13 protein-coding genes are annotated in these 16,356 nt (G+C 64.0%); 7 read left to right on the forward strand and 6 right to left on the reverse strand.

Going from position 1 to position 16,356, the window contains the following annotated elements:
* Positions 1 to 10: 10 nt before the first annotated feature.
* From mglB to AHA_RS20720, 3 genes are all read right to left on the reverse strand, one after another.
* Positions 11 to 997 (reverse strand): galactose/glucose ABC transporter substrate-binding protein MglB, encoded by a 987-nt coding sequence (gene mglB / locus AHA_RS20710; RefSeq protein WP_011707762.1) that lies wholly within the window; start codon positions 995 to 997, stop codon positions 11 to 13.
* A 234-nt stretch (positions 998 to 1,231) separates the two neighbouring features.
* Positions 1,232 to 4,309 carry a beta-galactosidase gene (locus AHA_RS20715; protein WP_011707763.1) on the reverse strand — a complete coding sequence of 1,026 codons (3,078 nt, stop codon included), beginning with the start codon at positions 4,307 to 4,309 and terminating at the stop codon, positions 1,232 to 1,234.
* A gap of 218 nt (positions 4,310 to 4,527) precedes the next feature.
* Positions 4,528 to 5,532 (reverse strand): substrate-binding domain-containing protein, encoded by a 1,005-nt coding sequence (locus AHA_RS20720; RefSeq protein WP_011707764.1) that lies wholly within the window; start codon positions 5,530 to 5,532, stop codon positions 4,528 to 4,530.
* Between the two features lie 204 nt (positions 5,533 to 5,736).
* Between AHA_RS20720 and galE the strand changes: the two genes are divergently transcribed.
* From galE to bacA, 6 genes are all read left to right on the forward strand, one after another.
* Positions 5,737 to 6,750 carry a UDP-glucose 4-epimerase GalE gene (gene galE / locus AHA_RS20725; protein WP_011707765.1) on the forward strand — a complete coding sequence of 338 codons (1,014 nt, stop codon included), beginning with the start codon at positions 5,737 to 5,739 and terminating at the stop codon, positions 6,748 to 6,750.
* A gap of 106 nt (positions 6,751 to 6,856) precedes the next feature.
* Complete coding sequence (locus AHA_RS20730) at positions 6,857 to 7,915, forward strand: UDP-glucose--hexose-1-phosphate uridylyltransferase (protein WP_011707766.1); 1,059 nt, start codon at positions 6,857 to 6,859, stop codon at positions 7,913 to 7,915.
* Positions 7,912 to 9,060, forward strand: coding sequence for a galactokinase (gene galK / locus AHA_RS20735; RefSeq protein ID WP_011707767.1), 1,149 nt, complete (start codon positions 7,912 to 7,914; stop codon positions 9,058 to 9,060). The genes AHA_RS20730 and galK overlap by 4 nt, the downstream gene beginning before the upstream one ends.
* Before the next feature lie 64 nt (positions 9,061 to 9,124).
* Positions 9,125 to 10,117, forward strand: coding sequence for a galactose-1-epimerase (galM, locus tag AHA_RS20740; RefSeq protein ID WP_164927764.1), 993 nt, complete (start codon positions 9,125 to 9,127; stop codon positions 10,115 to 10,117).
* A 185-nt stretch (positions 10,118 to 10,302) separates the two neighbouring features.
* Complete coding sequence (locus tag AHA_RS20745) at positions 10,303 to 11,313, forward strand: aldo/keto reductase (protein WP_011707769.1); 1,011 nt, start codon at positions 10,303 to 10,305, stop codon at positions 11,311 to 11,313.
* A gap of 180 nt (positions 11,314 to 11,493) precedes the next feature.
* Positions 11,494 to 12,309, forward strand: coding sequence for an undecaprenyl-diphosphate phosphatase (gene bacA / locus AHA_RS20750; protein WP_011707770.1), 816 nt, complete (start codon positions 11,494 to 11,496; stop codon positions 12,307 to 12,309).
* A 61-nt stretch (positions 12,310 to 12,370) separates the two neighbouring features.
* Here the strand turns inward: bacA and AHA_RS20755 are convergent, their stop codons facing one another.
* The 3 genes from AHA_RS20755 to AHA_RS20765 form a co-directional block, all read right to left on the reverse strand.
* Entirely contained in the window at positions 12,371 to 13,036 is a 666-nt protein-coding gene (locus AHA_RS20755; protein WP_011707771.1) for a ChrR family anti-sigma-E factor, read from the reverse strand.
* On the reverse strand, positions 13,029 to 13,598 hold the full coding sequence (locus AHA_RS20760; RefSeq protein WP_016352315.1) for a sigma-70 family RNA polymerase sigma factor: 570 nt from the start codon (positions 13,596 to 13,598) through the stop codon (positions 13,029 to 13,031). The genes AHA_RS20755 and AHA_RS20760 overlap by 8 nt, the downstream gene beginning before the upstream one ends.
* 132 nt (positions 13,599 to 13,730) lie before the next feature.
* The gene (locus tag AHA_RS20765) at positions 13,731 to 14,297 is read right to left on the reverse strand and encodes an LON peptidase substrate-binding domain-containing protein (protein WP_043164119.1); all 567 of its coding nucleotides are present in this window, start codon (positions 14,295 to 14,297) and stop codon (positions 13,731 to 13,733) included.
* A 313-nt stretch (positions 14,298 to 14,610) separates the two neighbouring features.
* On the opposite strand from AHA_RS20765, the gene argS reads away from it, so the two are divergent.
* Positions 14,611 to 16,356: an arginine--tRNA ligase gene (gene argS / locus AHA_RS20770; RefSeq protein WP_011707774.1), complete on the forward strand. Its 1,746-nt coding sequence runs from the start codon at positions 14,611 to 14,613 to the stop codon at positions 16,354 to 16,356.

Here is a 16,356-nt window from a genome sequence, read left to right on the forward strand (position 1 = left end):
GAGGAGGGAATTATTCGAATTTGGACAGGTTGTCAGCATCGACACCAACGTAGGGAACGCGCACAACCTTGTTGACGATGTTCCACTTGGTGCCTTCACCGGCCGCTTTGCCTTCCGCCAGGTTCTTGGTCAGTTCGTAGGTCGCCTTGGCCTGGTTGGCGGCATCGTTCAGCACGGTACCGGCCATGGCACCGCTCTTGACCAGTGCCAGCGCTTCCGGCAGGGCATCAACCCCGAATACCGGGATGGCGGTCTTGCCCTGGGCCTTCAGCGACTCGACAGCACCCATCGCCATGCCATCGTTGTTGGCGATGACCACTTCGATCTTGTTGGCGTTGGGGCCGGAGATCCAGGCGTCCATCTTGTCCTTGGCCATGGCGGTATCCCACATACCAGTGTCCATGTGCAGCTGCTCGGTCTTGATGCCGCCGTCGTTCAGGGTCTTGATGACGTAGGTGGTACGGGCTTCGGCATCGGGGTGACCCGGCTCCCCTTTCAGCAGCACGAACTGGATGACGCCATCCTTGTTCAGATCCCAGGCCGGGTTGGCTTTCCAGTGCTTGGCGATCAGCTGACCCTGGATGATGCCTGACTCCTTGGAGTCGGTACCCACGTAGTAAGCCTTGTCATAGCTGGCGAGATCGGCAGCGCTCGGCTCCTTGTTGTAGAACACCACGGGCACATCCTCGCCACGGGCCTTCTCGATCACGACCGGGGCCGCCGCCGGGTCAACCAGGTTGATGGCCAGCGCCTTCACGCCTTTGGCCAGCAGTACGTCGACCTGATCGTTCTGCTTGGACTGGTCATTCTGGGAGTCATTCATCAACAGCTCCACCCCCGGGTTGGCTGCCGCTTCCTTCTCGATTGCCTTGCGCACTACCGCCATGAAGTTGTCGTCGTATTTGTAGACGGTCACCCCGATGCGAGTTTCGGCATGAGCGGTGGCTCCAGCCATCAGGCTCATCAGTACGGCGGCAATGGTCGTGATCTTTTTCATTGTTATGCTCCGATCTCTCTATCTGTTTTTGTAGGGAATGCTGTACACCAAGTGAACTGGCGCCAGCCTAATGTAATCAGTTTGTTGTATGACAATCTGTGATCATGACAACAAAATGAAAACGTTTACACTCTGTTACATAGCAACAAATCAATTAAAAATCATTAGGTTACATTTGATTGCTGAAGGTGAAGCCCTGAACGAGGCTCTTTCTTGTTAAGCAATCGCTCAGATTCAGCGTAGAACACAGTTCCAATAGTAGCCGCCCGGCTGCAACCAATATTCCGGCCGCACGCTCTGGCTCCAGGAGTCATCGCCCCCAATTCCCATATGAAAGCCATCGAGACAGAGATGCAGCCCTCCCTCGGCCACCAGATCGGTCTGGTGGCGGGCCTGTGCCAGCTGCTGCTGACTGAAGCGGCTCAAGCTGAAATGGAACAGCCCCTCGACCTCGATGCTACCCAGTTGCAGCTGGCGGGTGTCGCAGCGCAGTCCGTTGTCGGTCGGGAACACATACGCGGTGTGCAGCACATCGAGCGGCGACTGCCAGCGACCGAGGTCGGCAGCCAGCAGGCGATCCGGGTAGTTCTCGTGCGGACCGCGCCCCAGCCAGCTCACCTCCTCCCCTGTCGCCAGCACCTCGTCGGTCAGCCAGAGCCGGGCGCCGATGCGCGGCAGGGAGGGCATCTCGGCCGCCACCTGCACCTCGATGGCGAGGCGCATGGCCCCATCCTGATCGAACTCGTGGCGCCAGCGGGTCAGCAGCTTGAGCGCATCGCCGACGAAGTAGCCGTGGTGTACCGTCACAACCCCTTGGTCAGGGCTCACTACCATATCGAGGCAGCGGTGCTGCAACTCATTGAGCCCGGCCTCCTGCCAGCGAGCGATCCAGGCGTTGGGATCGGCGTGATCCGCCTCACTGGTACCAATATCGTTGTCGAGCGGTGCCCGATAGAAGTGATCGGCGATGGCCTCTTTCAGTTGCTCGCGGCCCAGCTTGCACCAGCTTTGGACGCGGCCGCTGGCCTTGTCCAGCCGCCACTCGCTGGCGGCCGCCCGGATCTGCCAGCCATCCGCCAGCTCGATGAAGGTAGCCGGCGTGCGGGCAACAGGCAGCGACAGAGGGGCAGGCAGCATGCATTGCTGACGCGCCACCTCGTGACCGACCGCAGACCAGGGCGTGGCGGCGGGCTGCACGATGGCGAGATCCAGCCAGGCGAGCGCCCCCGGCGCAAAGGCCGGCAACCGCTCCAGCAGAGTCAGCATCATGCTGCCCTGCGGTGCCAGGGTGAGTGGGCATTCACCCTGGCTCACCACCACGCCGTCTTCGCACAGCCGCCACTGCAACCGCTCGTTGTCCGTCTCGCGAAACAGGTATTCGCTGCGGATCTCGACCGTCAGCGGCTGGCGCTCGAGCAACGTCAACCCGAACGGCTGCTGGGCCCGCCTGGCCTCGAACAGGGCAGGATGAGGGGTACGGTCGGGGAACACCAAACCGTTGCAGCAGAACTGGCGATCATTCGGGGTATCGCCGAAATCACCGCCATAGGCCCAGAAATGACGGCCGTCATCGGTCAGCTTGTCCAGTCCCTGATCGACCCAATCCCAGACGAAACCACCCTGCAGCCGCGGATGATCGCGAAATGCCTGCCAGTAGTGGGCATAGCCCCCCAGGCTGTTGCCCATGGCGTGGGCGTATTCACACAGGATCAGCGGGCGGGTCTCTCCCGGCAGGCCAATCCACTTGGCCAGCGCCCACTTGGGCACCGCCGGGAAGGGTTGATCCTGATGGGTACGGGCATACATGGGGCAGATGATGTCGGTGGCCGGCGTATCGGCCCCACCCCCTTCGTATTGCACCGGACGGCTCGGATCCGCCCGCTTGACCCAGCCATACATGGCATCGTGGGCCGGGCCGTAGCCCGACTCGTTGCCAAGGGACCAGATGATGATGCTGGGGTGGTTGAAGTCACGGGCCACCATGCGGGTCACCCGCTCCAGGAAGGCGTTGCTCCAGGCGGGATCCCGTGCCAGCCGCCCCATGGGGGTCATGCCGTGGGTCTCCAGGTTCGCCTCGTCCACCACGTAGAGGCCGAGCCGGTCGCACAGCCGATAAAGCTCGGGGTGATTGGGGTAATGAGAGCAGCGCACCGAGTTGAAGTTGTGCCGCTTCATCAACAGCAGATCCTGCTCGATGGCGGCGGGGGTCACCACATGACCGCTGGCCACATCGTGTTCGTGACGGTTGGCGCCGCGAATGAGCAGCGGCTGGCCGTTGACCCGCAGCAGGCCGCCACGGATCTCCACCGCCCGAAAGCCCACGTCATAGGCTTCGCTCTCGATGGGCTCCCCCTGCTCGTCCAGCAGAGTCAGGGTAAGGCGATAGAGGTGGGGGGTCTCGGCACTCCACTTGCGCGGGGCCGCCACCTCGAGCCAGCACTCGGCACGATCGTCATACGCCCCTTTCTCGTCAATGGCTTGCGTGCCGATCGGCTGGCGCAGGGTCGCCACCCGCTCACCGCCGTCATAGAGGCAGGCCGCCACCGACAAACCGGCCCCATTGGCCGCCTGCAGCGCGATCTTGAGGCGGCCATCGCGATAGCAGGCGTCCAGCTCTGGGGTGACCCGGATGTCCATCAGATGACGGACCGGTTTGTGCAGCAGGCTGACGGAGCGGAAGATGCCGCTCATGCGCCACATGTCCTGATCTTCCAGATAGGAGCCGTCGGACCAGCGCAGCACCAGCACTGCCAGCCGGTTGTCACCGCCGCAGAGGAAAGAGGTCAGGTCAAATTCGGCAGGCAGCCGGCTGTCCTGGGAGTAACCGACCCAGCGGCCGTTGCAGAAGAGGTGGAAAGCGCTGTCCACCCCGTCGAAGATGATCCGGGTCTGGCCGCTGGCGAGCCAGTCGGCCGGCACGCTGAACTCGCGGGAGTAGCAGCCGGTGGGATTCTCGGCCGGCACCCGCGGTGGATCGCACGGGAAGGGATATTTGATGTTGGTGTAGATGGGCACATCCGTCGCAAGCCGCAACCCTGGGTAGGCCGCATCCAGCTGCCAGTTGCCCGGCACCTTGATGGCACAGGCATCCGGCAGATCCTCGACCAGCCAGTGCTCCGGCACCAGTTCGGGCGCCTCGAAGAAGGAGAAACGCCACTCCCCGTCCAGCAGGGTGCGCGATGGCGAGGCGAGATCATCTCGCGCCGCGGCTTCGCTGCGCCAGCTGAACAAGGGGGTATGGGCAGGCAACCGATTCACCGCGGTAATCGCCTGGGTCTGCCAGTCCTGACGGGCCACTATCTCCCTGAGCATTCTTCTCTCTCCCTGCATGAACGCCGAAAACGTATGCAGTGTAGGGGAGTTTTGCCCGGTGATCGGCGATCTCGCTCACACAGATGTAAACGATTACACTGAATTTGTTAAGTAAAACAGGGTAAAAATGCGCTAAATGCAGGTAAAAGACCAAGGCTCCGGATCAAGCGCCGCAAAAATGGCGATCCGGAGCGGTAAACGGAGGTAAATGAAAGGGATCAGCTTCGAACGGGAGCCACCGAGTGGCGGTTGATCAGGGTCGGGGTGTAAATGCGGCTCTGCACCGCCTCGCTTTCGCCCGCCGCCAGCTGCAGTGCCAGCTTGGCCGCCTGGGCTGCCATCAGTTCAACCGGATAGCGCATGGTGGAGAGCTTGGGGCGCAGGTATCTGGCATAGATGATGTCATCGAAGCCCACTACCGACACCTCCTCCGGCACCTTGAGGCCGTTGTCCGCCAGCACCGAGATGGCACCCGCCGCCATGGCATCGTTGTAGGCCACCACGGCCGTGATGGGCAGCCCCTTGGCCAGCAGGTTGAGCATGGCGCGCTCGCCGCCCTCCTCGTTGGGCATGCCGCTCTCCACCAGCTCGGGGTCGGCACGCAGCCCCGCTTCGGCCAGCGCATCCTGATAGCCCTGCAACCGCAGGATGGCATCTTCGATGGCGTGATCCGAACTGAGGAAGGCGATGTGGCGGTGGCCCAGCTCCAGCAGATGCCGGGTCGCCGTGGCGGCCCCCTGGCGGTTGTTGAGGGCGATGCAGCGCCCCTTGAGCGCCGGGATGTCGCGGTTTATCAGCACCATGCCGGGCACCCGCAGCGCGTAGTCGATCAGCTCTTCGTCGCTCAGCGCCTTGCTGTGCACCACCAGCGCCTCACAGCGCTTGCCGATCAGTAGTTCGATGGATTCGCGCTCCTGCCGTGCCTTGTGAAAACCATTACCCATCAACAGGTGCAGACCCTGTTCCACCGCCACCGCGGCCACCCCCTTGACCAGGGCGCCGAAGAAGGGATCCGCCACGTCGCCCACCAGCACCCCCATGGTGTCACAGGTCTGGCTGACCAGTGCCCGCGCGTTGGCATTGGGGGTGTAGCCCAGTTCGGCCATGGCCTTCTGTACCACCTCGCGGGAAGCGGCACTGGCCTTGGGTGAGTTGTTCATCACCCGTGAAACCGTTGCCACCGATACGTTGGCCAAACGGGCGACATCCTTGATGGTACTCATGCTGTTTTCACTTATTTCACGGCTCGGGATGGCGCCATTATACCGAGCAATGTCACTGATAACAGGGGGGAAAACCATATTGCTGAAATGATGACCATCAAAACAAGTGTAATCGTTTACACATATTTGTTAGCCAGTTCACAGTTTGCCCGCCGGCCCCTCGGCTAGACTCCTTCACAGGCTTTTTTCAGCGTGGAGATGAGGATGAAAGTACTGGTCACCGGCGGCTGCGGCTACATCGGCAGCCACACCTGCCTGGCACTGCAAGCGGCTGGCATGGAGCCCGTGGTGGTGGACAACCTCTGCAACAGCAAGGCGGGTGTACTGGCTCGCATCGCCGCCATCAGCGGGTGCGAGCCCCGCTTCTATCAGGGGGACATCCGTGACCCGGCCCTGCTGGATCGCATCTTCAGCGAGCAACGGATCGACGCCGTGATCCACTTCGCCGCCCTCAAGGCGGTCGGCGAGTCCACCCGCCTCCCCCTCGCATACTACGAGAACAACCTGAGCGGCACCCTGGTATTGCTGCAGGCGATGCAGCGGGCCGGCGTCCATAACCTGGTGTTCAGCTCGTCGGCCACCGTCTACGGCGACCCGGCCAACACCCCCATCCGGGAAGATTTCCCGCGCAGCGCCACCAACCCCTACGGCCGATCCAAGCTGATCATCGAAGAGATCCTCGAGGATCTGCAGCGGGCCGAGCCGCACTGGAGCATGACCCTGCTGCGCTACTTCAACCCGGTCGGCGCCCACGAGTCGGGCACCATGGGGGAAGATCCCCAGGGGATCCCCAACAACCTCATGCCGTTTTTGACCCAGGTCGCCATCGGCCGGCGCGACTGCCTTTCCATCTTTGGTAACGATTACCCCACCGTCGACGGCACCGGTGTGCGCGACTACATCCACGTGATGGATCTCGCCGAGGGGCACGTCAAGGCGTTGCAGCACTGCGCCAGCAAGGGGGGCGTGCACGTCTACAACCTGGGCACGGGCCAGGGCCAGAGCGTGCTGCAGATGGTCGCGGCGTTCGAGGCAGCCAGCGGCCGCCCCTTGCCCTATCGCATCGAACCAAGACGTCCCGGCGACATCGCCGAATGCTGGGCCGATCCCGCCAAGGCCGAGCGCGAGCTGGGCTGGCGAGCCCAGAGGGATCTGGCCGCCATGTGTGCCGACAGCTGGCGCTGGCAATCCGCCAACCCACGGGGGTATGAGGCGTGATGTCCGTTTTGCTCCCTTCTCCCGTCGCGGGAGAGGGGCCAAAGATGAGCGGCGCCCCCGCCCTCATCACTGCCCGCAATTCCTTTATTGAGCTTGAGGAGTGATGATGTTCAACCCGGTTGATCACCCCCACCGTCGTTTCAACCCGCTGACCGGCCAATATGTGCTGGTCTCCCCTCACAGGGCCAAGCGCCCCTGGCAGGGCCAGGTCGAGAAGGTGAGCCAGGCGCCGAGCCAGGCTCATGACCCCGACTGCTTCCTCTGTGCCGGCAACAAGCGCGTCACCGGCGACCAGAACCCCTACTATCGGGATACCTTCGTCTTTACCAACGACTTTGCCGCCCTGATGCAGGACACCCCGGCCGCCAGTGGCCAGCAGGATCCCCTGCTCAAGCTGGAAGCCGCCCGTGGCACCAGCCGGGTCATCTGCTTCTCGCCGGATCACGGCAAGACGCTGCCCGAGCTGCCCCTGCCTGCCATCGAGCAGGTGATCACCACCTGGATGGAGCAGGTGGCCGAACTGTCGGCCCAGTGGGAGTGGGTGCAGGTGTTTGAAAACAAGGGCGCCGTCATGGGCTGCTCCAACCCTCATCCCCACGGCCAGCTGTGGGGCAGCGACTTCCTGCCCAATGAAATTGCCCGCGAAGAGCAGCACCAGCGCGACTGGCTGGCGGAGCACGGCCGCCCGCTGCTGGTCGACTACGTGGAGCGGGAGCTGCAGGATCGCTCCCGCATCGTGGTAGAGACCGCCCACTGGCTGGCGGTAGTCCCCTTCTGGGCGGCCTGGCCGTTCGAGACCCTGCTGCTGCCCAAGCGCCACGTTCCCTCTCTGCTCGACCTCACTCCCGAGCTGCAGCAGGATCTGGCCATCGCGCTCAAGGAGCTCACCAGCCGCTACGACAATCTGTTCGAGTGCAGCTTCCCCTACTCCATGGGCTGGCACTTTGCCCCGCCCCGCTCCGACTGCCCAGAGGCGTGGCAACTGCATGCCCACTTCTATCCGCCGCTGCTGCGCTCCGCCACGGTGCGCAAATTCATGGTGGGCTTCGAGATGCTGGCCGAGACCCAGCGTGATCTGACTCCGGAACAAGCGGCGGAACGACTGCGCGCCCTGTCCCCCATTCATTACAACCAGACCAATCAGGCCAACGAGGAGGCCCTATGACCCCGAGCCAGCGCGTCAGCGCCGTGTTTGCCGAGCAGTTTGAGCAACAACCCGACCTGCTGGTGCGGGCCCCCGGCCGCGTCAACCTCATCGGCGAGCACACCGACTACAACGATGGCTTCGTGCTGCCCTGCGCCATCGACTACGAGACCTGCGTCGCCATCGGCCTGCGCGATGACAGCCTGGTGCACGTGATCGCCGCCGACTACGGCAACCAGCGCGACCTGTTCGATCTCGACCAGCCCATCGGCCACCATGCCGATCAGCGCTGGAGCGACTACATCCGCGGGGTGGTGAAGTACCTGCAGGAGCGAGGCTATCCACTGCGCGGCCTCAATCTGGTGGTCTCCGGCAACGTGCCGCAGGGGGCCGGCCTCTCCTCTTCCGCCTCGCTGGAGGTGGCCATCGGCCAGGCCTTCAAGGAGGCACTGGGGCTTGCCATCACGCAGGCCGAGATTGCCCTCAACGGCCAGCAGGCGGAGAACCAGTTCGTCGGTTGCAACTGCGGCATCATGGACCAGATGATCTCCGCCAGCGGCAAACAGGATCACGCCCTGCTGCTCGACTGCCGCTCGCTGGAAACCCGGCTCATCCCCATGCCCACCGATCTGGCGGTGCTGATCGTCAACTCCAACGTGCGCCGCGGCCTGGTGGACAGCGAATACAACACCCGCCGCCAGCAGTGTGAAGCCGCCGCTCGTCACTACGGGGTCAAGGCGCTGCGCGATCTGGATCTGGCGGCGCTGGAAGCGGGCAAGGCCGGGCTGGATGAGGTCTGCTATCGCCGTGCCCGTCACGTGGTGGGCGACAACAGCCGCACCCTGGCCGCCGCCGACGCACTGGCGCAAGGGGATCTGGTGCGCCTCGGCGAGCTGATGGCCGACTCCCACGCCGCCATGCGCGATGACTTCGAAATTACCGTGCCCGCCATCGACGGTCTGGTGGAGATCATCAAGGCCAGGATCGGCACCGAGGGCGGCGTGCGGATGACCGGCGGCGGCTTCGGTGGCTGCGTGGTCGCCCTGCTGCACCCCGACAAGGTGGCTGAGGTGATCGCCGCGGTCGATGCCGAGTACCCGGCCCGCTTCGGCCTCAAGGCCGACAGCTACGTCTGCCGCGCCAGCGCGGGGGCGGGAAAACTATGAGCCCATTGATGATGCAGACCGACGGCCATGTCTGCCGGATCGGCAACACAGGTGCAGGCAGACTATGAGCGATGCCATGATCCCGTTCGAGCTGGAAAACGAGGAGGGGCTGCGCCTGCGTGGCCTCGATTTCGGTGCCACCCTCACCTCCCTAACCCTGCCGGTGGCGGGCGGGCGCCGCGAAGTGCTGCTGGGCTGCGCCGATGAGGCCTACCCCGCGCAGCAGGTGTGGCTGGGGGCGGTGGCGGGGCGCTTTGCCAACCGTATCGGCGGCGCCGAACTGCTGCGCGACGGCCAGCGCTGGCCGCTGGATGCCAACCAGCCGCCCCACTGCCTGCACGGCGGGCGGGCGGGGTTTCATCGCCAGCACTGGCAGATCAAGGAGCGGGAGGCGGACCGGGTCAGACTGACCCTGCTCTCCCGGGCGGGGGATCAGGGCTTTCCCGGCAACCTGCGGGTCACGCTGGAGTACCGGCTGGAGCAGTGCGATCTGGTGGTGGATTTCGTCGCCAGCACGGATGCCGCGACCCCGGTCAGCCTCACCAGCCACACCTACTTCAATCTCGATGACAACCCGAACGGCGGCGATGTGCGCGATCACCTCATCCGCCTCAATGCCGACCGTTTCCTGCCGACCGACCAAAGCGGCCTGCCGCTCGCGCTCGCACCGGTGGAGGGGCCATTCGATCTGCGCCACGAACGCCTTATCGGACAAGATTGGCTGAGCCACCCCCAGCAGCAACAGGCCAAGGGGTATGACCACGCCTTCGTGCTCAACGGGCCGAGCGCCGAGTGGGCGGCACGGGTGGTCTCGGGGGATCGCCAGCTGGCGATGGAGGTCTACACCAACCAGCCCTCGCTGCAGTTCTACACCGGCAACTGGCTGGCCAATACGCCGGCGCGAGGCGGCCGACTCCATCAGGATCACGCCGGCTTCTGTCTGGAAGCCCAGCAGTTGCCGGACAGCCCCAACCGGCCCGAGCTGGGGGATCCCTGGCTGTCGCCGGGGCAGACCTATCGCCACCAGACCCGTTATCGCTTTATCGCCGCCAGCTGATCCCGGCGCCCTCCGGCAGACCTGCGCTGACCACCCCAGGCGCGGCCGGGGCGGCGTCACCGTTTCGCGGCACTCTGGCTACACTCTGGCCCCGCGCACTCTGCTCCATGCCGACATGGCGGATGAAGAGGGCACGGGGTCACCCGTCACATCCGCTCGCACACAAGTTCACGCAAGGAGTCGTTATGGATGATCACTACCTCGCCGCCCCCGACCGCTACCAGCGCCAGCCCTATCGACCCGCCGGTCGCCACGGCCTGCGCCTGCCCGGCATCGGTTTCGGCCTCTGGCACAACTTCGGCGCCGAGTGCGATCCTGCCACCGCGAAAGCCATGGTGCACCAGGCGTTCGACCTGGGCATCACCCACTTCGATCTGGCCAACAACTACGGGCCGCCGCCGGGGTCGGCCGAGATCACCTTCGGCAAGCTGCTCAAGGGGAGCCTGGCTCCCTATCGGGACGAGCTCATCATCGCCAGCAAGGCGGGGTACATCATGTGGGATGGCCCCTACGGCGATGGCGGCAGCGCCAAATACCTGTTTGCCAGCCTGCACCAGAGCTTGCGCCGGCTCGGCCTCGACTACGTGGACATCTTCTACCACCACAGGCCGGATCCGCGCACCCCGCTGGAGGAGACCTGCCAGGCGCTGGCCCTGATGGTACGTCAGGGCAAGGCGCTCTACGTCGGCCTCTCCAACTACCCGGCCCCGCTCGCCGCGCAGGCCGCCGCCCGGCTGGCGGAGCTGGGCACCCCCTGTCTGGTCAATCAGCTCAAATACTCCCTGTTCCAGCGCGATATTGAAGCCGAAACCCTGCCGGCCTGCCGCGAACACGGCATGGGGGTGATCGCCTTCTCCCCGCTGGCCGGCGGGCTGCTGAGCGATCGCTACCTGGCAGGCATTCCAGCGGATTCGCGCGCCGCCAGTGCCAGCCCCTTCCTCAAGCCCGAACAGATCACCGCCGGCAAGCTGGCCACCATCCGTGCCCTGCACGCGCTGGCGCAGCAGCGGGGTCAACCGCTGTCGCAACTGGCACTGCAGTGGGTGCTGCGCGACTCTGTGGTGAGCTGCGCCCTGATCGGTGCCAGCAGCCCGCAGCAGATTGTCAGCGCGGTGGAAGCCCAGGCCCAACCCCCGCTGGATGCGGCGCTGCTGCAGCAAATCGAGGGGATCCTGACCAGCCAGGGCACCGCCTGATCGGGGCCGATGCCGACAGCGAACAAATCTGACCCGAACGAAAACCCATAGCCCCGCCGGCGGGGCCTGGCGCCGACACAATATTCACTGGTTGCCCGCCCGATTTTCCTCCATCATTGGTCGCCCCTGGCTCGGCTCGGGGCCGACTTCATCCGGACCAATAATCAAGAGATCTGAAACATGACAGAGTCTTACGCCCTGTTTGTCGCCTTCGTGCTGGGCATAGTGGAGGGCCTGACCGAGTTCCTCCCCGTCTCCTCCACCGGCCACATGATCATCGTCGGCCACCTGCTTGGCTTCGACGGCCCCAAGGCTGCCACCTTCGAAGTGGTGATCCAGATGGGCTCCATTCTGGCGGTGGTCGCCGTGTTCTGGCGCCGCCTGTTTGGCCTGATCGGCATCCACTTCGGCCAGAAACCGGCGCAGGGACACGCCACCCTCTCGCTGGTGCACATCATCCTCGGCATGCTGCCCGCCGTGATCATCGGCCTCGCCATCCACAGCTGGATCAAGGCCCATCTGTTCGGCCCGCAAACCGTGATGTACGCCCTGGTGGCCGGCGGTATCCTGCTGATCATCGCCGAGAAGTTCCGCCCGGCAGTGCGCTCCGAAACCCTGGACGACATCAGCTACAAGCAGGCGCTCGGCATCGGTCTGTTCCAGTGCCTGGCGCTCTGGCCCGGTTTCTCCCGCTCCGGTGCCACCATCAGCGGCGGCATGCTGATGGGGATCAGCCGCCAGGCGGCGGCCGAGTTCTCCTTCATCCTGGCGGTGCCCATGATGGTGGCGGCCAGCGGACTGGATCTCTACAAGAGCCGGGATCTGCTCTCCATGGCCGACTTCCCCATGTTCGCGGTGGGCTTCATCACCGCCTTCGTGGTGGCCATGATCGCCATCAAGACCTTCCTGGCGCTGATCCGTCGCCTCGACTTCATCCCGTTCGCCATCTACCGCTTCGTGGTGGCCTTCGCCGTCTATCTGGTGTTCGTCGCCTGATCCGGCCGCAACACCATGCAAAAAGGGACCTCGAGGGTCCCTTTTTTATTGCCGCCATGGCTCAGTAGAGGCGATGGCTGATGCCGTTGAGCAGCCGCGACAGCCCCTTGGTGAACTGCACCGGCGCATCCTGCACCGTGTAGCAGAGGCAGCCGTCCGGGGTGTGCGGACTGTGGGCGTGGCTGGCATCACGCCAGATGAAGTCCCCCGCCTGATAGCGGGTGTCGCCATCTTCGATGGTGCCTGCCAGCAGCAGGGTCAGCTCATAGCCCTTGTGGGTGTGCTCCGGGATGCGGCCGCCCGCCTCTATGTGCAGCAGGCTGGCGCGGGCCCCCTGCTCGTCGAGCGGCAGGCTCACCTGCCGGATGGCGCCGATGTGGCGCCAGCTGGGGGCGTGGTGACGGGCCAGCACCCTGGGCAACCGGTACGACTGGCCCGCCACCTGCAGTTCGGGCTGTGCCGCCGCCGACTGACTCAACGCAGCCGCACTGGCCACCGGCTGCTGCAGGATGCCAGCCAGCATGGCATCGAACGCCGCCGGCAAGGGCTCGCACTCTTCGGCCGGCGCTAGATATTGCCGGGCCAGCTCCTCTTCGCAGGCCCGCAGCCGGGCCGCGCAATCGGGGCAAAGCTCGCAGTGAGCGGAAACGCCGACGGCCAGCGGCAGGGGCAGTTCGTCGGCGGCAAAGGCGCGCAACATGGCCTGAACGGGATGGGCTTTAATCATGGCCTTGCTCCACTTGTTCCTTCAATTTTTGTAATGCCAGTCTGAGGCGGGATTTGATGGTGCCGAGCGGCACGCCGAGCCGGTCTGCCAGCTCCTGCTGGGAGAGCTCCTGCAGGTAGATGCCGCGCACCACCTGCTGCTGCGGTTCCGGCAGGGTGCCGACGTAATGGGCCATCTGGCGGGTCAGCACGGCGTCTTCACCGCCGCTCAGGTGCTCCTCTTCCGCCCTGAACTCCAGCATGGGCCACAGCTCCTCAGCACAGAGTTCTTCCTTGCTGGCGCGACGTCGGCGCAGCATGTCGAAACCCTGATTGCGCATCACGGTGTAGATCCAGGTGGTGGCGGCCCCCTTGTCGGGGTGATAGAGCCGGGCCTTCTGCCACACCAGCAGCATGGTCTCCTGTACCAGTTCCATGGCGTTGGCCTCGCTGCCGAGGTGGCGCAGCCCGTAGCTGCGGATGCGCGGGGCAAAGTGCTGGAACAGGGTGGCGAAGGCGGCCTTATCGCCATGCTCGGCCACCCGCACCAACAGGGATTTCAGATCGCCGGCGGGGTCATCCATGGGGGGCGATATCCTGTGCGGAGTCGATTGTGATTGGCCAGTATATGCCATGGCGCCGTACCTTGAAGAGGGTGATGAGTGCCAATACGTGCGCCGCAGCAAAAGGATCACCGGCACCGTATCAAAGAGGGCTCAGTGGCTGGCGACCAGCAACCCGCTCAGCAGGGAGAGCGCCGGCTGGTTGTCTTCCGCCGCCACCAGCCACTGCTTCTGCTCCACCGGGATCGGCAGCACCTCCAGCCAGCGCTGGGCCACCCAGCTGGCATCACCCCAGTCGGGGTTGCGATAGAGGGCCGCGTATTCCGGGTAGTCCTCGAACACCTCCTGCAGCGCCCTGGCCAGCGAGTGCTGGTCGGCATTGAGCCGGCCGGTGCGCCAGGGGGGCAGCTGCTCCACCTCCCCAAGCCGCAAGCCGTCTGCCTCCTGCCACAGATCGGTGATCCTGACCCGCTCCATGCCAAGCACCGTGATGCCGAGCAGGCCGTCCGGCAGTTGATCGAAGTCGACGATCCGCACCCGGGTGGCGATGGGGTACATGTTGCGCAGCGCATCGGGCTGGCGGGGATCCAGCATGCAGAGGGCGAAGCCCTGATCTCCCGCCTGGGCGATCATGCGCTGGTATCTGGGCTCGAAGATGCGCAGCGGCATGATGCCGCCGGGCAGCAGATGGGCCGAGAGGGGAAACAGCGCCAGTTTCATCGACAGATTCCTCGGTAAAAGGTCCCTGTTGATACGACCGTGCCGACGGGGCAGATCATTCAGAACGAGCTGGAATAAAAAACCCCTTAACAATCAGGGGAAAATAGCCTGGACAAGCCGCTTCGATATGCAGTAGAAATGGATAAGCACCACAATTTCCGTCCAATATTCTGGATTACGGTGCCAAATGCAGTGAAATATCCGCCCGTCCAACTCCGGCGGGCCGTCCCTATAGTTTTCTCGGGCCGATGCGGGTAAAATTCACGCCCTTATATATCAGTCATTTTTCGACGCGCAACCTTGGTGGTCAGTTATGAAAGAGCATATTCATCATCTACTTGAACAAACGGTAGCCAATCTGAAGTCAGCGGGCGTCCTGCCGGCGGACCTGGAAGCCCGCGTGCAAGTAGACCGATGCAAGGAGAAGGCTCACGGCGACCTGGCCACCAACTTGGCCATGCTGCTGGCCAAACCGGCCCGCAAGAATCCCCGTGAGCTGGCCGCTGCCATCATCGAGCACCTGCCCGCCTCCGATCTGATCGCCAAGGTCGAGATCGCCGGCCCCGGCTTCATCAACTTCTTCTTCGACCCGAGCTGGCTGGCCGGTCAGGTGGAGGCCATGGTCGCCTCTGCCAACGCCAACGTGAAGCTGCCGGTGCCGCAGACCGTGGTGGTGGACTACTCCGCCCCCAACGTGGCCAAGGAGATGGCGGTGCACCACATCCGCTCCACCGTCCTCGGTGACGTGGCCGCCCGCGCGCTGGAGTTCCTCGGCCACAAGGTGGTGCGTGCCAACCACATCGGTGACTGGGGTACACAGTTTGGCATGCTGATCGCCTATCTGGAGAAGATGGCCAACGAGCACGCCTCCGACATGGAGCTGCGCGATCTGGAAGCCTTCTACACCCAGGCCAAGCGTCACTACGACGAAGACGAAGCCTTCGCCGAGCGCGCGCGCAACTACGTGGTCAAGCTGCAGGGCGGTGATGAGTACTGCCGCACCATGTGGAAGAAGCTGGTCGACATGACCATGGAGCAGAACCAGCGCAACTACGACCGCCTGAATGTCTCCCTGACCAACAAGGACATCATGGGCGAGTCCATGTACAACGACATGCTGCCGGAGATCGTCGCCGATCTGAAAGCGCGCGGCCTGGCAGTCGAGAGCGAAGGCGCCACCGTCGTCTTCCTGGACGAGTACAAGAACAAGGATGGCGAGCCCATGGGCGTCATCATCCAGAAGAGCGATGGCGGCTTCCTCTACACCACCACCGACATCGCCTGTGCCAAATACCGTTACGAAACCCTGGGCGCCGACCGGGTGATGTACTTCATCGACTCCCGTCAGCACCAGCACCTGATGCAGGCCTGGACCATCACCCGCAAGGCGGGCTATGTGCCGGAATCCGTACCGCTCGAGCACCACGCCTTCGGCATGATGCTGGGCAAGGACGGCCGTCCCTACAAGACCCGTTCCGGCGGTACCGTCAAGCTGGTAGAGCTGCTGAACGAAGCCGAAGAGCGCGCCAGCGCCCTGCTGGAGAGCCGCAACAGCGACCTCTCCGCCGAAGAGAAGGCCCAGGTGGTGCACGCCATCGCCATGGGCGCGGTCAAGTATGCGGATCTCTCCAAGAACCGTACCACCGACTACATCTTCGACTGGGATCTGATGCTCTCCTTTGAAGGCAACACGGCGCCGTACCTGCAGTACGCCTACACCCGCATCCAGTCCATCTTCCGCAAGGCCGGCGTCGATGCCGACACCCTGAGCGGTCATGTGATCCTGAACGAGGAAGCGGAAGAGGTGCTGGCCCAGAAGCTGATCCAGTTCTCCGACGCGGTCAACGGCGTGGCGGACAAGGGCATGCCGCACCTGCTCTGTACCTATCTGTACGAGCTGTCCGGCAACTTCATGACCTTCTACGAAGCCTGCCCGATCAACAAGGATGGCGTCGACGAAGCGACCCGTCAGAGCCGCCTGCTGCTGTGTGCCGCCACCGCCAAGGTCCTCAAGCTGGGTCTGGGCGTACTGGGCATCCACACCCTGGAGCGCATGTAA

The sequence above is a fragment of the Aeromonas hydrophila subsp. hydrophila ATCC 7966 genome, from assembly GCF_000014805.1.
GTDB classification, from domain to species: Bacteria; Pseudomonadota; Gammaproteobacteria; order Enterobacterales; family Aeromonadaceae; genus Aeromonas; species Aeromonas hydrophila.

Coding starts and splice junctions, on each gene's coding strand:
- galE (WP_011707765.1), top strand. CDS start 5,737: ATGAAAGTACTGGTCACCGGCGGCTGCGGCTACATCGGCAGCCACACC.
- AHA_RS20755 (WP_011707771.1), bottom strand. CDS start 13,036: ATGATTAAAGCCCATCCCGTTCAGGCCATGTTGCGCGCCTTTGCCGCC.
- AHA_RS20745 (WP_011707769.1), top strand. CDS start 10,303: ATGGATGATCACTACCTCGCCGCCCCCGACCGCTACCAGCGCCAGCCC.
- AHA_RS20760 (WP_016352315.1), bottom strand. CDS start 13,598: ATGGATGACCCCGCCGGCGATCTGAAATCCCTGTTGGTGCGGGTGGCC.
- bacA (WP_011707770.1), top strand. CDS start 11,494: ATGACAGAGTCTTACGCCCTGTTTGTCGCCTTCGTGCTGGGCATAGTG.
- galK (WP_011707767.1), top strand. CDS start 7,912: ATGACCCCGAGCCAGCGCGTCAGCGCCGTGTTTGCCGAGCAGTTTGAG.
- argS (WP_011707774.1), top strand. CDS start 14,611: ATGAAAGAGCATATTCATCATCTACTTGAACAAACGGTAGCCAATCTG.
- AHA_RS20730 (WP_011707766.1), top strand. CDS start 6,857: ATGTTCAACCCGGTTGATCACCCCCACCGTCGTTTCAACCCGCTGACC.
- mglB (WP_011707762.1), bottom strand. CDS start 997: ATGAAAAAGATCACGACCATTGCCGCCGTACTGATGAGCCTGATGGCT.
- AHA_RS20765 (WP_043164119.1), bottom strand. CDS start 14,297: ATGAAACTGGCGCTGTTTCCCCTCTCGGCCCATCTGCTGCCCGGCGGC.
- galM (WP_164927764.1), top strand. CDS start 9,125: ATGAGCGATGCCATGATCCCGTTCGAGCTGGAAAACGAGGAGGGGCTG.
- AHA_RS20720 (WP_011707764.1), bottom strand. CDS start 5,532: ATGAGTACCATCAAGGATGTCGCCCGTTTGGCCAACGTATCGGTGGCA.
- AHA_RS20715 (WP_011707763.1), bottom strand. CDS start 4,309: ATGCTCAGGGAGATAGTGGCCCGTCAGGACTGGCAGACCCAGGCGATT.